The sequence below is a fragment of the Streptomyces sp. NPDC001194 genome (genome assembly GCF_042896985.1).
Taxonomy (GTDB): Bacteria; Actinomycetota; Actinomycetes; order Streptomycetales; family Streptomycetaceae; genus Streptomyces.
On sequence record NZ_JBIAXU010000019.1, the window covers coordinates 42,662 to 59,126 of the forward strand.

14 protein-coding genes are annotated in these 16,465 nt (G+C 74.2%); 9 read left to right on the forward strand and 5 right to left on the reverse strand.

Features of this window, described 5'->3' with window-relative positions:
- The first annotated feature begins 4 nt into the window (after positions 1–4).
- Complete coding sequence (locus tag ACFY1T_RS29095) at positions 5–1,417, forward strand: ATP-binding protein (protein WP_390790785.1); 1,413 nt, start codon at positions 5–7, stop codon at positions 1,415–1,417.
- A gap of 96 nt (positions 1,418–1,513) precedes the next feature.
- On the opposite strand, the gene ACFY1T_RS29100 is transcribed toward ACFY1T_RS29095, so the two are convergent.
- Together ACFY1T_RS29100 and ACFY1T_RS29105 are read right to left on the reverse strand one after the other, a co-directional pair.
- Positions 1,514–3,700 (reverse strand): endo-beta-N-acetylglucosaminidase, encoded by a 2,187-nt coding sequence (locus tag ACFY1T_RS29100; RefSeq protein ID WP_390790786.1) that lies wholly within the window; start codon positions 3,698–3,700, stop codon positions 1,514–1,516.
- Between the two features lie 46 nt (positions 3,701–3,746).
- Entirely contained in the window at positions 3,747–5,012 is a 1,266-nt protein-coding gene (locus ACFY1T_RS29105; protein WP_390790787.1) for a glycosyl hydrolase, read from the reverse strand.
- Positions 5,013–5,226: 214 nt separating this feature from the next.
- Between ACFY1T_RS29105 and ACFY1T_RS29110 the strand changes: the two genes are divergently transcribed.
- Together ACFY1T_RS29110 and ACFY1T_RS29115 are read left to right on the forward strand one after the other, a co-directional pair.
- Complete coding sequence (locus ACFY1T_RS29110; RefSeq protein WP_390790788.1) at positions 5,227–6,258, forward strand: LacI family DNA-binding transcriptional regulator; 1,032 nt, start codon at positions 5,227–5,229, stop codon at positions 6,256–6,258.
- A gap of 102 nt (positions 6,259–6,360) precedes the next feature.
- On the forward strand, positions 6,361–7,302 hold the full coding sequence (locus ACFY1T_RS29115) for an ROK family protein (protein WP_390790855.1): 942 nt from the start codon (positions 6,361–6,363) through the stop codon (positions 7,300–7,302).
- An 11-nt stretch (positions 7,303–7,313) separates the two neighbouring features.
- On the opposite strand, the gene ACFY1T_RS29120 is transcribed toward ACFY1T_RS29115, so the two are convergent.
- The gene (locus tag ACFY1T_RS29120) at positions 7,314–8,309 is read right to left on the reverse strand and encodes a TAXI family TRAP transporter solute-binding subunit (RefSeq protein ID WP_390790789.1); all 996 of its coding nucleotides are present in this window, start codon (positions 8,307–8,309) and stop codon (positions 7,314–7,316) included.
- A gap of 94 nt (positions 8,310–8,403) precedes the next feature.
- Between ACFY1T_RS29120 and miaB the strand changes: the two genes are divergently transcribed.
- Both miaB and ACFY1T_RS29130 read left to right on the forward strand, forming a co-directional pair.
- Positions 8,404–9,933, forward strand: coding sequence for a tRNA (N6-isopentenyl adenosine(37)-C2)-methylthiotransferase MiaB (miaB, locus tag ACFY1T_RS29125; protein ID WP_390790790.1), 1,530 nt, complete (start codon positions 8,404–8,406; stop codon positions 9,931–9,933).
- A 111-nt stretch (positions 9,934–10,044) separates the two neighbouring features.
- Positions 10,045–10,752, forward strand: coding sequence for a class III extradiol dioxygenase subunit B-like domain-containing protein (locus tag ACFY1T_RS29130; protein ID WP_390790791.1), 708 nt, complete (start codon positions 10,045–10,047; stop codon positions 10,750–10,752).
- Between the two features lie 138 nt (positions 10,753–10,890).
- Here the strand turns inward: ACFY1T_RS29130 and ACFY1T_RS29135 are convergent, their stop codons facing one another.
- On the reverse strand, positions 10,891–11,139 hold the full coding sequence (locus ACFY1T_RS29135) for an antitoxin (RefSeq protein WP_390790792.1): 249 nt from the start codon (positions 11,137–11,139) through the stop codon (positions 10,891–10,893).
- A gap of 23 nt (positions 11,140–11,162) precedes the next feature.
- A complete protein-coding gene (locus ACFY1T_RS29140) occupies positions 11,163–11,402 on the reverse strand; it encodes a gliding motility protein (RefSeq protein ID WP_390790793.1) in 240 nt (79 codons plus the stop codon).
- 163 nt (positions 11,403–11,565) lie between these two features.
- Here ACFY1T_RS29140 and miaA point away from each other — a divergent pair, with 163 nt between their 5' ends.
- The 4 genes from miaA to ACFY1T_RS29160 all read left to right on the forward strand — a co-directional run bounded on the left by miaA (position 11,566) and on the right by ACFY1T_RS29160 (position 16,339).
- Positions 11,566–12,504, forward strand: a complete 939-nt coding sequence (gene miaA / locus ACFY1T_RS29145; RefSeq protein ID WP_390790794.1) for a tRNA (adenosine(37)-N6)-dimethylallyltransferase MiaA — start codon at positions 11,566–11,568, stop codon at positions 12,502–12,504.
- Between the two features lie 131 nt (positions 12,505–12,635).
- Complete coding sequence (locus ACFY1T_RS29150; protein WP_390790795.1) at positions 12,636–13,151, forward strand: hypothetical protein; 516 nt, start codon at positions 12,636–12,638, stop codon at positions 13,149–13,151.
- A gap of 78 nt (positions 13,152–13,229) precedes the next feature.
- The gene (dapF, locus tag ACFY1T_RS29155; RefSeq protein WP_390790796.1) at positions 13,230–14,105 is read left to right on the forward strand and encodes a diaminopimelate epimerase; all 876 of its coding nucleotides are present in this window, start codon (positions 13,230–13,232) and stop codon (positions 14,103–14,105) included.
- Positions 14,106–14,245: 140 nt separating this feature from the next.
- Entirely contained in the window at positions 14,246–16,339 is a 2,094-nt protein-coding gene (locus ACFY1T_RS29160) for a RelA/SpoT family protein (protein WP_390790797.1), read from the forward strand.
- Positions 16,340–16,465 lie beyond the last annotated feature (126 nt).

Consider the following 16,465-nt stretch of genomic DNA (forward strand, 5'->3'; position numbering starts at 1 on the left):
CGCCGTGCGCGCCCGCCTGCTCCCCCTGCTCGTCGTCCTCATGGCGGGCGTGCTGCTCGCCCTCGGCTTCCCGCTCGCCGTGAGCCTGGCCGCGGGGCAGCAGCAGCGCGTGGTCGTCGACCGCATCGACGACAGCGCCCGCTTCGCCGCCCTCGCCCAGTTCGTCATCGACGCCGAGGGCTCCGGATCCACCGGCGCCACCGAGCGCCTGGAGACCCTCCAGCTGGAACTGGCCCGCTACCAGCAGCTGTACGGCATCCGCGTCGGCATCTTCCTGCGCGACGACAACGCCATGGCGCGCGCGCCCGGCTGGTGGGAGCTCCCCGAGACGGGCGAGGGCCGCCGCGCCTTCCAGGAGGCGCTCGCCGGGCGCCGCAGCCACGACCCCGCCCAGGTGTGGCCGTGGCAGTCCCACGGCAAGCTGCTCGTCGCCTCGCCGGTCGTCCTCGACGGCGACGTCGTCGCGGTCGTCGTCACCGAGTCGCCCACCGATCAGATGAGGGCCCGCATCCTGGACGGCTGGCTGATCATCATCGCCGGGCTGGCGGCCGCGATGCTCGTGGCCTTCGGCGCCGCCCTCGTGCTCACCCGCTGGGTGCTCAAGCCCGTCCGGACCCTCGACGCCGCCGCCCACGGCATCGCCACCGGGCGGATGAACTCCCGGGTCGCGGCGGCCGGCGGGCCCCCGGAACTCCAACGCCTGGCACATTCGTTCAACGAGATGGCCGACAACGTGGAAGAGGTCCTGGAGCAGCAGCGGGCGTTCGTCGCCGACGCCTCCCACCAGCTGCGCAATCCGCTCGCGGCGCTGCTCCTGCGGATCGAGCTGCTCGCCCTCGAACTGCCCGAGGGCAACGAGGAGATCGCCTCCGTGCGGACCGAGGGCAAGCGCCTGACCCAGGTCCTGGACGACCTGCTGGACCTGGCGCTGGCCGAGCACACCTCGGCCGAGCTCAGCCTCACCGACATCGCCGGGCTCACCGCGGAGCGGGTCGCCGCCTGGCGCCCGTACGCGGAGGAGAAGGGCGTACGGGTCACCGAGACGGGCCGGACCGCCGTCACCGGCTGGGCCGACCCGATCGCGCTCTCCAGCGCGCTCGACGCCGTGATCGACAACGCCCTCAAGTTCACCCCGGAGGGTGAGGAGGTCGAGGTGTCGGTGGCCTCGGCCGGGCCCTTCGTGCAGGTCGTCGTCGCCGACCGCGGCCCCGGACTCACCGACGAGGAGCTGCTCCGCGTCGGTGACCGGTTCTGGCGCAGCGGCCGCCACCAGAACATCAAGGGCTCGGGGCTCGGCCTGTCGATCTCCCGGGCACTGCTCGCCGCGGGCGGCGGGTCCCTCGCGTACGAGAAGAACCCGCCGCACGGGCTGCGGGTGACGGTGGCCGTCCCGCGCAGCGATCCGCATACGTCCTGAGCCCCCGAGCCCTGACCCTTCGGCTCTGAGGCCCCGGAGGCCCCTGAGACCCCTCAGACCCCTGAGTCCGGGCGCGAACCGGATCCGGCCGGGTGGTCAGGCCCAGGGGAGCGTCGTGCCCGCCGGGGCCGAGGCCGCGTACAGCTCGTCCACGGCCCGGACCTCGAACGCGGCGGCGGGCTCCCCGTCGGCGCGGGTGACGGCCGGGAGGTACAGGGCCGTGCCGCAGGTGCCGCCGAGGAAGCGGCGGGTGCCGTCCGGGTACAGCCGGTACAGCTCGTAGTGCCGGACCGGCCCGGCCGCCCGGCGCCAGGACAGCCGGACGGAGGCCTTGCCGTCCTGCTGGGCCGAGGCGTCGACGGTCAGTGCACCCGGAGTCGCCGGGCGCCGCCGCGCGGTGTCGTCGCGTACCGATATCGCCCCGAGCCGCCAGGACACCGCTCCCTTCCCCCGAGCCGTGATCCGTACGGCAAGTCCGTACGCGGTCTTGCCCGCCAGTGCCGAGAGCCCGATCCGGGAGGTGTGCCAGGCGCCCCGGCCCGAGCCCGGCGCCTGCGTCTTCAGCCAGGTGTACGGGACGGGCTCGCCCGGGCCGGCCGGCTCGCGCGTGGCCACGCCGACCTCCACGGTCACCGCCCCCGCCTCGGTGGCGTGCACCAGCTCCAAGGCCGCGGAACCGGTCAGCGGCAGCCGCGTGCAGTGCAGGCCGACGACGGCCGTGGCGCTCGGGCCGCCGGACACGAGGAGGCTGGAGCCGCCGCGCCAGGCCCTCGCGAAGTCCAGCGTCACGGACGGACGCGCTCCGGAGCCCTCCACGGCCCAGCGGCGGCCCGGGAGGCGGTCCTGGAGCCCGAGGTGGTTCCACGGGGTGTCGGAGGTGACCACGCCGTCCTCGTACCAGCGCTCCCCGTGCCCGGTGTTGAAGGCGCAGGCGAACGGCAGCGCGGTAACGGTGGACCGGTCCGCGACGGCGGTGGCGGGCGCCCGCCAGGCGCCCTCGGGCGCGGGGTGTGCCGGGTCCAGGGACTCGCCCGTCCAGAACCGGTCGTCGGCGCGGTGGAAGGCGCCGGGGGAGCGGTCGGTGAGGTGGTTGCGGGTCCACTCGGGCCGGTAGAAGCCGAAACTGACGACGTGGGCGCGGTCGCGCGGGATGATCGCGTCCCAGCGGAGGCCGGAATCCCAGCCGCGCGACTCCACGTCGAGTGCCGCCCACAGCTCGTGGCGGGAGCGGCCCAGCCGGTCGGCGAGCGCCCCCGAGGAGGCCAGGGTCTGCCGGGTCCAGCGGAAGTCGACGAACACCGTGTCCGCGACCCGGCCCGCCCGGTCCTCGAAGAACTCCTGGTTGAGCTGGTTGAGCGCGCCCTGCCAGCCGACCCGGCCCGTGCTGTTCATGGCGTCGTACCAGGTGATCCGCAGGCCGTACGGGGCGCCGGCCGCCCGCAGCGCGCGCAGGAACTCCCGCATCCGGGCGGCGAGCGAGCTGTCCCCGCCATCGGTCTCGGCATTCACGAACCAGCCGTCGAACCCGTACGTCCGCGCCACCAGTACGAGCTTCTCGGCGATCGGGAACCGGCCGAGCGGGTCCCGCTGGACGAGGTCCCGGGTCCACTGGAGGTCACCGCCGTACGCGACGGGCGGCAGGAAGACGTTGCCGAGCACCGGGACGCCGTTGCGGTGGGCGGCGTCGACGACGGGCGCGTTCGGGGCGAGCACGATGCCCTCGCCGGAGGAGCCGCCCCAGAACACCAGCTCGTCGAGGTACGCCCAGTGCGTGAGCGCGTAGTGGTCGGCGGTGGCGGAGCCCTGCGAGGGGTTCTGCGCGGTGGGTCCGAAGGAGACGAGCGAGGAGATCCGGGCCTGGCCGCCGCGGGCCGTCGCGTTCGGGGGCACGGGGGTGAAGCGGGGCGCGAGGGGCACGGTGGCGGTGTTGTGGGCCAGGTCCCGATCGGACTCGGGGCTCCACTGCTTGAGGGAGCGCCACGTGATGCCGGGGCCGGGGGCGCCCTGGGGGAGCGAGTCGGGGAACCAGTAGGAGGCGTACGGGGCCAGGTCGGCGGGTGCCGGGGCCGTCGGGGCGGCGGGTGCCGGGGCCGGCGGGGCCTGCGCGGCGCGCGCCGCGGTGGCGGCGCCGGTGACGCCGAGCAGGGCGGCGGCCCCCGCTCCGGCCCCGGCGGCCAGGACGCCGCGCCGGGTGGGAGGCGCCGGCGGCGCCGTGCGCAGGGGGCGGGCGGTGCGCGTCGGGCGGGCGGTGCGAGGGTCGGCGCCGTTGTCGGTCTCGGACATGCGGGGCTCCTCGGTGACGGGGGACGAGCGGTCGGGTTGCGGACGGTCAGGTGACGTCGGGCACGCGCAGCACCTCCGTGATGCCGCGCGCCGACAGATGGGCCGTGTCCCCGGCGAGCTCCGCCAGGACCACCGCGGGGCGGACCCCCTGGGCGGTGAGCGCGGCCCAGGCCTCGAAGAAGGCGCCGCCCGGGGCGCACACCGAGCGCCCCGGCGCCGCCTGCGCCCCGCCGACGTCCACGGCCAGCGCGGTGGACCGTACGGCGGGGCGGTGCTCCCGGCCCCGCCACTGCGCGGCGATCCGTGCGACGGCGGACCCGGCGGGCTTGGCCCTGCGGTCGTTGGTGAGCAGGCCGAGCCCGTACTCCAGCTCCGGGAAGTCCGCGAGCTCCCGGGACACGTCGTGCGAGCACCACCAGGTCACGCCCCACAGGTCCGGGCAGTCCAGCACGTTCGCCACCGTCGCCTCGGTGAACGCCGCCGCGTGCTCCGCCGGGATCAGCGGCGCGGGCGCCCCGACCTCCTGGAGCCACACCGGCCGGTGCGGGTCACGGGCCCAGGCCTTCGCCAGCTCGACCAGGTACGCGGCGTGGTGCTCGGTCGCCGTTCCGGTGCGGCCGTGGCGCTGCGCGGTGCCGTTGAACACCCAGGAGTGCACCGCCGTGGCCGCGCCCAGCCGGGCGGCCTGGGCCGGGGTGAAGGGGTGGCCGTCCCGGTACCAGGCGGCGTCGTACTCGGCGTGCACGTGGAACCGGTCCGGCGCGCCCTTCTCGCACGCGGCGAGCATCCGCTCCAGCCAGCGCCCGGCCTGCTCACGGGTGATCCGGTCCGGGTCCGGGTGGGGGGCGTCGGAGAACTGGTTGATCTCGTTGCCCACGGTCATGCCGAGGAAGTTGGGGCGGTCGGCGAGGGCGCCGGCCAGCGTGCGCAGGTACTCCTCCTGCGCGGCGACGACGTCCGGGTCGGTGAAGATGCCGCGCCGGTGCCAGGTCCCGGTCCACGCGGGCAGGAAGTCGAAGCTCGACAAGTGCCCTTGCAGGCCGTCCACGCCGACGTCGAGCCCGCGCTCGGCGGCCGCGTCGGCGAGCGCGACGAGCTGCTCGACGGCGCGCGGCCGGATCAGGGTCCGGTTCGGCTGGAACACCGGCCACAGCGGGAAGACCCGCACGTGGTCCAGCCCGAGCGCGGCGACGGAGTCGAGGTCGGCCCTGACCTCGTCGAGGTCGAAGTCGAGCCAGTGGTGGAACCAGCCGCGCGAGGGGGTGTAGTTGGCGCCGAAACGGAGTGGACGAGGGATGAATCCGTCGTGCATGAGGGCGTCCTGGAGTTCTCGGGAATTCGCCGGGTGACGGACAACCTGCCGGGTGCCGGGAGGGAAGTCAACAGGGCCTCCGGCGCCGGTACTTAAGCGCTTCAGTCCCGTTGACAGAAGGGTTTCGGCCGCTCAAGCTGGTCGAAACTAATGCGGTTTAGTTCCGGCGCCGGAATGCGTACGGGAAATGACCGGAGGAAGAGGCAGGCACGCCATGGCCCGCAGGCCCACCATCAAGGACATCGCCCGCCGGGCCGGGGTGTCCGAAAGCGCCGTGTCCTTCGCGCTCAACGACCGTCCGGGCGTCTCCAAGGACACCCGCGCCCGCATCCGCGGGGTCGCCGAAGAACTCGGCTGGCAGCCCAACAGCGCCGCGCGGGCCCTGTCCGGGGAGCGTTCCGGAGCGGTCGGGCTGGTGCTCGCCCGGCCCGCGCAGACCCTCGGCGTCGAGTCCTTCTTCCTCCAACTGGTCTCCGGCATCCAGGAGGTGCTCTCCGCGGGCCGGGTCGCGCTGCTCTTCCAGGTCGTCGACTCCATCGACGCCGAATGCGCCGTGTACCGCCGCTGGTGGGCCGAACGGCGCGTCGACGGCGTCCTCGTCGTGGACCCGCGTACGGACGACCCGCGGCCGGAGCTCCTCGCGGGGCTCGGCCTGCCCGCCGTGATGATCGGCGGGACGGGCGGGGACGGGGGGCTGTCCTCGGTCTGGGCCGACGACGCCCGGGCCATGGCCCGGGTCGTGGAGCACCTGTACGGGCTGGGCCACCGGCGGATCACCCACATCGCCGGACTGCCCGGCCTCGCCCACACCGCCCGCCGCATCGCGTCGCTGCGCGCCGAGGCCGAGGCGCGCGGGCTCGACCCGGCGCACGTGCGCTCCGTGGTCACCGACTACTCCGACGCCGAGGGCGCGGCCGCCACCCGCCGGGTCCTCGCCGAACCCGGGCCGCCGACCGCCCTCGTCTACGACAACGACGTGATGGCGGTCGCCGGCATCGCCGTCGCCGCCGAGCTGGGCATCGCGGTCCCCGGCCGCGTCTCCGTGGTCGCCTGGGACGACTCCGCGCTGTGCCGGGTCACCCACCCCCGGCTCACCGCGCTCGTACGCGACACCGCCGGGTTCGGCCGGCTCGCCGCCGAGGAGCTCCTCGCCGTACTGGCCGGGAGCCCGCCCCGGGCCCGGGAGAGCGAGCGGCCGCGGCTGGAGCCCCGGGAGAGTACGGCCCCGCCGGCGGCCCCATACTGATCCCGACCCCTTCCTGGAGCCGCTTCCGTGACGAGTCCCACCTCCGCACCGCCCGCACCGCAGACCGCTGACGGCGCCGCCGCCGTCGATCCGGCCGCCGGCCTGACCGTGGCCGTCGACATCGGCGGTACGAAGATCGCCGGCGCGCTGGTGCACCCCGACGGCACGATGACGGCCACCACCCGCCGCCCGACCCCGCGCGGTGCGGACGGCGACGCGGTCTTCGCCGCCGTCGCCGAGGTCGTCGCCGAGCTCGCCGGCTCCCCGCTGTGGCCCTCGGCGGTCCGTTGCGGCATCGGCAGCGCGGGCCCCGTGGACACCTCGCGCGGCACGGTGAGCCCCGTGAACATCGGGGCGTGGCGGGAGTTCCCGATCCAGCCCCGGGTCGAGGCAGAACTGGCCCGGCACGGCGCGGCCCTGCCGACCGTGCTCGCCGGCGACGGCGTGGCGATGACCGCCGCCGAGCACTGGCTGGGCGCGGCCCGGGGGCACGCGAACGCCCTGTGCATGGTGGTCTCCACCGGGGTCGGCGGAGGGCTGATCCTGAACAACCGGCTCCACCCGGGCCCCACGGGCAATGCGGGCCACATCGGTCACATCAGCGTGGCTTTCGAGGGTGAGCCGTGCGTCTGCGGGAGCCGTGGCTGCGTGGAGTCCATCGCCTCCGGCACCGCCATCGCCCGGTGGGCCCTGGCCCAGGGCTGGACCCCGGCCGACCCGGACGGGGACGCCTCCGCTGCGGGCGTGGCCGCGGCCGCGGAGGCCGGGGATCCCGTCGCGGTGGCCGCCTTCGACCGTGCGGGGCGGGCCCTGGCCGCGGCCATCGCGGCCACCGCGACGCTGGTCGAGACCGACATCGCGGTGATCGGCGGCGGCGTCGCCACGTCGGGGGACACGCTGTTCGCGCCGATCCGCGCGCACCTGGCCGACTACGCCACGCTGTCCTTCGTGAGCGGGCTGCGGGTGGTCCCGGCGGCCCTGGGGACGCACGCGGGGCTGATCGGGGCGGCCGCGGCCGCGCTGATGCTGCTGCCGGGCGGCTGACCGGACACCCCCTAGGGCTTCACCGAGCGGTAGTAGCGCTGCGCGCCCTCGTGCAGGTCGAGCGGGTCCGTGTAGATCGCCGTGCGCAGGTCCACCAGCTGGGCGGCGTGCACCTGGTGCCCGATCCGGTCGCGGCTGCTGATCACCGTCTGCGTGAACCGCTCGGTCAGCTCCGGGTCCGTCGCCTCGGTGGTGACCAGCAGGTTCGGCACGGCCAAGGTCGCCACCGACGAGGTGTTCCGGGCCCGCGTGTAGGCGTCCTGCGGCATCACCGCCGCCCGGTAGTACCGCGCCGGGGTCCCGCTCGCCTGGAGCGACTCCACCAGGTCGCCGAGCTGCACGAGCCGGATGTCGTACCGCTCCGACAGTTCGCGCACCGCCTGGGTCGGCAGGCCGCCGGACCAGAAGAACGCGTCGATCCGGCCGGCCTGCAGCTCCGCGGGCATGGTGTCGATGCCTATCGACACCGGGGTGATGTCCCGCGCCGGATCCAGCTTGGCCGCCGTCAGCAGCCGCTCCGAGATCAGGCGCACGCCGGATCCCGGCTGGCCGATCGCGACCCGCTTGCCCTTCAGGTCCCGCGCCGACTGCACGCTCGAGCCGGCCGGCACCACCAGCTGCACGTAGTCGTCGTAGAGCCGTGCCACGCCGCGCAGCTGCTCCGCGCCCGGCTTCCCGTCGACCCGGTACTTGGAGACCGCGTCCGCGGTCGCGATGGTGAAGTCGGCCTTCCCGGTGGCCACGCGCTGGAGGTTCTCCTGCGAGCCCTCGCTGGGCGTCAGCGCCACCTTCACGCCGGGCATGTCCTGGGCCAGGGCCTGTTCCAGCAGCTGGCCGTAGCGGTGGTAGACGCCGGTACGGACCCCCGTGCTGAAGGTCAGCCCGCCCTTGAGCTCCGGCTCCCCGAAGGGCCTCAGCCACCAGGCGAGCAGCCCGAGCACCGCCAGTACGGCCACCAGCCCCCACAGGGCGGTGCGCCTGCGGATGCGGGGCGGTACGTGAGCCATGCGGCGATCCTGCCACCGGGGCGGGGCCGCTGTCACGGCCGGCCCCCGGCGGGAGGGGGCCGGAGGGGTTCCGGGTACCGCCTACCCTTGTCGTATGACCAGCAGCAGCGACCGGAGCACGGCAGTGGACGTCAAGGGAACATACGAGGTGCGCACCTACGGGTGCCAGATGAACGTGCACGACTCCGAGCGGCTGTCCGGTCTGCTGGAGGGCGCGGGCTACACGCGGGCGCCCGAGGGCTGTGACGGTGACGCCGACGTCGTGGTGTTCAACACCTGCGCCGTGCGGGAGAACGCCGACAACAAGCTGTACGGCAACCTCGGCCGGCTCGCCCCGATGAAGACCAAGCGCCCCGGCATGCAGATCGCCGTCGGCGGCTGCCTCGCGCAGAAGGACCGCGACACGATCGTCAAGCGGGCCCCCTGGGTCGACGTGGTCTTCGGCACCCACAACATCGGCAAGCTGCCCGTCCTGCTGGAGCGCGCCCGCATCCAGGAAGAGGCGCAGGTCGAGATCGCCGAGTCGCTGGAGGCGTTCCCCTCCACGCTGCCGACCCGGCGCGAGTCCGCGTACGCCGCGTGGGTTTCGATCTCCGTCGGCTGCAACAACACGTGCACCTTCTGCATCGTCCCTGCCCTGCGCGGCAAGGAGGAGGACCGCCGGCCCGGCGACATCCTCGCCGAGGTGGAGGCCCTGGTCGCCGAGGGCGTTTCCGAGATCACCCTGCTCGGGCAGAACGTGAACGCGTACGGGTCCGACCTGGGCGACCGCGAGGCCTTCTCGAAGCTGCTGCGGGCGTGCGGGCAGATCGAGGGCCTGGAGCGGGTCCGCTTCACCTCCCCGCACCCGCGCGACTTCACGGACGACGTGATCGCGGCGATGGCCGAGACCCCGAACGTCATGCCGCAGCTGCACATGCCGATGCAGTCCGGATCGGACACCATCCTGCGCGCGATGCGCCGCTCCTACCGCCAGGAGCGCTTCCTCGGCATCATCGAGAAGGTCCGCGCGGCCATCCCGCACGCGGCGATCTCCACCGACATCATCGTGGGCTTCCCCGGTGAGACGGAGGAGGACTTCGAGCAGACGATGCACGCCGTGCGCGAGGCCCGTTTCGCGAACGCCTTCACCTTCCAGTACTCCAAGCGCCCCGGGACCCCCGCGGCGGACATGGAGGGGCAGATCCCGAAGGAGGTCGTCCAGGAGCGCTACATGCGGCTGGTGGCCCTCCAGGAGGAGATCTCCTGGGACGAGAACAAGAAGCAGGTCGGGCGGACGCTGGAGGTCATGGTCGCGGAGGGCGAGGGCCGCAAGGACGGAGCCACGCACCGGCTGTCCGGGCGCGCGCCCGACAACCGCCTGGTGCACTTCACGAAGCCGGAGGGGGAGGTCCGCCCCGGGGACGTGGTGACCGTGGACATCACCTACGCGGCCCCGCACCACCTGCTGGCGGAGGGCCCGACGCTGTCCGTGCGCCGCACGCGCGCCGGTGACGCCTGGGAGAAGCGCAACGCGGCTCCCGCGCAGCCGCAGGGCGTCATGCTCGGCATCCCGACCCTGGGCGTCCCCGCCCCGCTCCCGCCGGCCGCCGCTTCGGGCTGCGCCCTGCCGGCGTCTTCCTGACAGCCCCGCGCGGCCCCCGCCGGGGGCCTCGCGGGACAGGCCTGTCCGGGAAGGGCCGCCTGCCTCCCGGCGCACGGCGCCACCTCGCGGACATGCCCTAGGGTGCGGATCATGCTTGTTGCCGCCGCCGTGTGCCCCGCCCCGCCCCTGCTCGTGCCCGAGGTCGCCGCGGGGGCCGCTCCCGAGCTCGCGGACGCCCGTACCGCCTGCTCCGACGCGCTCGCGGTGCTCGCCGCCTCCCGCCCCGACCTGCTCGTCGTCGTCGGCGCCGCCGACCAGGACCACCGCGGGGCCTACCCCCAGGGCTCCCGCGGCGGTTTCCACGGCTTCGGCGTCGAGGCCGGCGTACAGCTCGGGGAGGGCGAGGAGGGGCCTCGGCTGCTGCCGCCGTCCCTGGCGGTCGGCGCCTGGCTGCTCCGGCACGCCCGCTGGGGCGCCGCTCCCGTCGAGGGGCTCGGCGTCGGGGAGCCCCTCGAAGCCGCGCGGTGCCTGGAGGCCGGCCGGGGGCTCGCGGCCCGCGAGGAGCGCGTCGCGCTCCTCGTCATGGGCGACGGCAGCGCCTGCCGGACCCTGAAGGCCCCCGGCTACCTCGACGACCGCGCCGCCGCCTTCGACGCCGCCGCGGCCCGCGCGCTCGCCGCCGCCGACGTGGCCGCGCTCGGCGCCCTCGACGCCGAGCTCGCGTACGAGCTCAAGGCCGCCGGGCGGGCGCCCTGGCAGGTGCTGGCCGGAGCGGCCGAGGGCGCGGGCCTCGACGGGCGGCTGCTGTACGAGGACGCCCCGTACGGGGTCGGCTACTTCGTCGCCGCCTGGTCCTGACCGACCCGCCCTGGCCGCCTGTTCCTGACCGCACGGTCCTGACCGGCGGTGCCGCCGCCGAGGCGGCTGCAGGGAGGCCGCCGGGAACGAGGAAGGGGCGCGGGTTCAGCCGAACCCGCGCCCCTGCCGTCGACCGCGTCAGGCGGACGGCGCCGGCGGCGTCTGCCCGCCGGGGGCGTCCTTGTGCGCGATCTTGCCCAGGGCGTCCTTCGCCTTGCTCGTGCCGGTCTCGATGTGACCGTGGTACTTGCCCTTGGTCTTGGAGTCCACGGCCTTGGCCATCTTGTCGAGATTCTGGCCGATCTTCCCCTCGTGCTGCTGCGCGAGGTCGCCGACCTTTTCCTTCGCCGGTGCGAGCTTGGCCTTCAGCGTGTCCAGCAGGCCCATGGGTCACCTTCCAGTGGCGGTAGCTACTTGCGGGCGCCTTCGCCGGCCTCGCTGTCCGCGGCCTTCTCCGCCGACTGCTGCTTCGGGATCTCCACGCCCTCCGGCGCGGCGCTCTCCGACCCAGCCGGCGGCGCGGTCCCGACCGCGGTCTCCGCCTCGTCCGCGGCGACCGCGTCCTCGGACTCCGTCGTCAGGGCCGCGGCCGCGGCATCCTCCGTGCTCGCTTCCGCGGCCTTGCGGCGAAACCGACTAAAAACGCCCATGTCTACTCCCATAACGTTACTCGTGCGGGTGAAGTTCCGCCGTGTGCGGCCCGGCCTCCGCCCGGCGTGCGCCCGGCGGAACCCCGCCAGGGCAACGACCCCGACACCACCCCGTCACGTAACTCGATCGGGTACATGCCGCGGCGTTTGCGAGACTGGGGCGGTGAGCAATGCAGCCCCCGCTCCGCGGGTCATCGCCGTCGTCGGTCCCACCGCGGCCGGAAAGTCCGATCTGGGCGTAGCCCTGGCCCGCCGTTTCGACGGCGAGGTCGTCAACGCCGATTCCATGCAGCTGTACCGGGGGATGGACATCGGCACCGCCAAGCTGACGACCGAGGAGCGCGGCGGAGTCCCGCACCACCTCCTCGACATCTGGGACGTGACCGAGACCGCGAGCGTCGCCGAGTACCAGCGCCTGGCCCGCGCCGAGATCGACAAGCTCCTCGCCCAGGGCCGCACGCCCGTCCTCGTCGGCGGATCGGGCCTGTACGTCCGCGGAGCCCTCGACGCGATGGAGTTCCCCGGCACCGACCCCGAGGTCCGGGCCCGGCTGGAGGCCGAGGTCACGCTGCGCGGCCCCGGCGCCCTGCACGCCCGCCTCGCCGCCGCCGACCCGGCCGCGGCCCAGGCGATCCTGCCCAGCAACGGCCGCCGCATCGTCCGGGCCCTGGAGGTCATCGAGATCACCGGGAAGCCCTTCACCGCGAACCTGCCCGGCCACGACTCGGTCTACGAGACGGTGCAGATCGGCGTGGACGTGGCCCGGCCGGAGCTCGACGAGCGGATCGCACTGCGCGTGGACCGGATGTGGGAGGCCGGTCTCGTCGACGAGGTCCGCACGCTGGAAGCCCGGGGCCTGCGCGACGGAATCACCGCTTCCAGGGCGCTCGGCTACCAGCAGGTGCTCGCCGCCCTCGCCGGCGAGTGCACCGAGGACGAGGCCAGGGCCGAGACCGTACGGGCCACCAAGCGCTTCGCCCGCCGCCAGGACTCCTGGTTCCGCAGGGACCCCCGTGTGCACTGGCTCAGCGGGGCCGTCGCGGACCGGGGGGAACTCGTCGGACTCGCGCAGTCGTTGGTCGAACGAGCGGTCACAGCCTGATCACGTGATGGCATCGGGACGCCCCTCGTGCCCGTTCGAGGGCTTGAGCCGTGCCATCATCAAATTCCGCGGGTGCGGTCACCGGCGGTGAACAACGGCGTACGAAGTCCGAGTGGGGAGGGCGCGTGGCGATGGAGGCCGGCCCTCGCGACACCGGGCAGGACGGCACGAGGCAGGACGCGGACCTCTGGGACGGTGATCCCACGGTCGCCGAGCCCGAGGCTCTCGGCCTGCCCGCGGATCCCGCACGGCTGACCCCCGACGGCCCGGACGCACCGGACGCCGCCGAGGCGGAGGCCGCCGCCGGTCCCGCGTTCGAGGTGGAGCTGCGCCCGCAGCGCCGCCTGCGCATCTGGCAGATCGCGCCCATCGTGATGCTGGCAGCGGCCGGCTCCCTGATGTTCGCCTTCCCGCTCGCCTTCGAGTTCGGCGACGGCGGAGCCGTGGTCGCCATGCTCGGCTTCCTCATCTGCTGCTGCGCCGGCGGCTGGGGGATGATGGCCGCCCGCCGCGTCGGGTACACCTGGCCCGGGCTCCCGGCCCGCGGCAGCGGCCGCCGCCCCGACTGGCGCATGGCGGGGCTGTACGCACTGGTCGCACTGGCCGTCGTCGCGCTGGCCGTGTACCGGGTCGCGCGACTGCGGTAAGGCGCGTCTTTCGGATCGCGCCGGGCTCCCGGCGGCGCCGCCGACCTGCCCGAACGTCCCGCTCGGTACCATGGGCGCGTGACGCAGACGAGCCTCTCCTTCCTCAAGGGCCACGGCACCGAGAACGACTTCGTGATCGTCCCGGACCCGGACAACGCCGTCGAGCTGCCCGCGACCGCCGTCGCGAAGCTGTGCGACCGGCGCGCCGGCATCGGCGCGGACGGGGTGCTGCACGTCGTCCGGTCCGCCGCGCACCCCGAGGCGACGCACATGGCCGACGAGGCCGAGTGGTTCATGGACTACCGCAACAGCGACGGCTCCATCGCCGAGATGTGCGGCAACGGCGTCCGCGTCTTCGCCCGCTACCTCCAGTACGCCGGCCACGTCGAGCCCGGCGACCTCGCCGTCGCCACCCGGGGCGGCATCAAGCGCGTGCACCTCGACAAGAGCGGCGACGTGACGGTCTCCATGGGCCGGGCCGTCCTCCCCGAGGAGCAGGTCACCGTCAGCGTCGGCGAGCGCGCCTGGCCCGCCCGCAACGTCAACATGGGCAACCCGCACGCCGTCGCGTTCGTCGACAGCCTCGACCACGCCGGAAAGCTGCTCGACCCGCCCCCGTTCAGCCCGGCCGAGGTCTACCCGACGGGCGTCAACGTGGAGTTCGTCGTCGACCGCGGCCCCCGGCACGTCGCCATGCGCGTCCACGAGCGCGGCTCCGGCGAGACCCGCTCCTGCGGCACCGGCGCCTGCGCCGTCGCCGTGGCGGCCATCCGCCGCGACGGCGCCGACCCGGCCGTCACCGGCGAGCCCGTCACGTACACCGTCGACCTCCCCGGCGGCACCCTCGTCATCACCGAACACCCCGACGGGCAGATCGACATGACGGGACCCGCCGTCATCGTCGCCGCGGGCGAGTTCGACACGGCCTGGCTCACCGAAACGGCTTTCGGCTGAGGGTTCCCTCTAATGGGTGATCCGTTTCACGCTGAGCGAGAGGCGGACTGCGCCACGTGGTGGGGTCGGTAGCATCAGGCACCGGCCCTGAGGGCTCACCCCATGCCCGCCACCGCCGGTCGAAGCCGCCGGAGGTGCCCATGAGTGCAGAGGCCACGAACCCCGAAGCACGTCCCGAAGCGCGCCCCGAACTCAGCAGACGGGGCCGAACCCGCCTTGACCTGCGACGACTCGGGCGCGCTGCCCTTCTCGGACCCGCATCCCGAGACCGGCTCCCCGATGCCATCGGCCACGTGGCCGAGGCGCACCGCGCCCACCACCCGGACGCGGACCTGTCCCTCCTGCGCCGCGCGTACGTGCTCGCGGAGTCCTCGCACCGCGGCCAGATGCGCAAAAGCGGTGAGCCGTACATCACACATCCGCTCGCCGTCACCCTGATCCTCGCCGAACTCGGCGCCGAGACAACGACCTTGACGGCCTCTCTGCTGCACGACACGGTCGAGGACACCGAAGTGACCCTCGATCAGGTCCGCGCGGAATTCGGCGACGAAGTCTGCTTCATCGTCGACGGCGTCACCAAGGTCGAGAAGATCGACTACGGCGCCGCCGCCGAGCCCGAGACCTTCCGCAAGATGCTCGTCGCCACCGGCAACGACGTCCGCGTCATGTCCATCAAACTCGCCGACCGGCTGCACAACATGCGCACCCTCGGCGTGATGCGCCCCGAGAAACAGGCGCGCATCGCCAAGGTCACCCGCGACGTCCTCATCCCGCTCGCCGAACGGCTCGGCGTACAGGCCCTCAAGACCGAGCTGGAAGACCTCGTCTTCGCGATCCTGCACCCCGAGGAGTACGAGCACACCCGCGCGCTCATCGCGGCCCACGCCGGCGAGCGCGACCCGCTCCCCGCCATCGCCGAGTCCGTACGCACCGTACTGCGGGAGGCCGGCATCGCCGCCGAGGTGGTCGTACGCCCCCGGCACTTCGTCTCCGTCCACCGGATCGCCCGGGGCCGCGGTGAGCTGCGCGGCTCCGACTTCGGCCGCATCCTGGTCCTCGTCGGCGAGAACGCCGACTGCTACGCCGTGCTGGGCGAGCTGCACACCTGCTTCACCCCGGTCGTCTCGGAGTTCAAGGACTTCATCGCCGCCCCCAAGTTCAACCTCTACCAGTCGCTGCACACCGCCGTCGCCACGCCCGAGGGGTACGTGGCCGAAGTCATCGTCCGCACCCGCCAGATGCACCGGGTCGCCGAAGCCGGCGTCGTCGCCCTCGGCAATCCGTACGCCACCGCCCCGGCCGCGGAGCCCGCCCCGGACTGCGACGAGGAGCGGGTCGACCCGACCCGGCCCGGCTGGCTCTCGCGGCTCCTCGACTGGCAGCAGTCCGCGCCCGACCCCGACACCTTCTGGAGCGTGCTCCGCGCCGAGCTGGCACAGGACCGGGAGATCACGGTGTTCCACGAGGACGGCAGGTCCTCCGGCACGCTGAGCCTGCCCGCCGGGGCCAGCTGCATCGACGCCGCCTACGCGCAGTACGGCGAGGCGGCCCACGGCTGTATCGGCGCCCGGGTCAACGGGCGCCTCACCTCCCTGGCCTCGCGGCTCTCCGACGGGGACACCGTCCAGCTGCTGCTCGCGCAGGACGCCTCCTCGGGGCCCGGCGCCGACTGGCTGGAGCACGCCAGGACCCCGGCCGCCCGGATCGCCATCGGCAGCTGGCTCCAGGCACACCCCGACATCGCGAAGCCCGCCGCCACCCCCGCCCGGGCGCCGCTGTCCGTGGTCGGCGCCCGGGGCGGCGGCGGCAATGCCGTCGCCGATCTGCCGGACGCCACCGTACGGCTGGCCGGCTGCTGTACGCCCGTGCCGCCGGACGCCGTGGCCGGGTTCGTCGTACGGGGCGGGGCCGTCACCGTCCACCGCATCCACTGCGCGGCGGTGGCCCAGATGCGCGCGCTGGGGCGGACCTCCGTCGCCGTGCACTGGCGGGCCACGGCGGACTGCCGGGTCACCCTGCTCGCCGAATCGTTCGGCCGCCCCCACCTCCTGGCCGACCTGACCGAAGCCATCGCCCGCGAGGGGGTCGAGGTGGTCTCCGCGACCGTGGAACCGCCCGTCGAGCAGCGGGTACGGCACACGTACACCCTGCAGCTGCCCGACGCGACGGGACTGCCGGCCCTGATGCGGGCGATGCGGGATGTACCCGGGGTCTACGACGTGCGCCGGGCGTAGGCCGGGCCCGCGCCGACCGTCCGGCCGCGAAGGGCCCGGGACCGGGCCGGGACCACGGCGGAAGGTCCCGTTCGGGTGGACCCGTCGCGCGTCGTGCCCGGCCGCGCGGCGGGCGCTGGTAAGCGA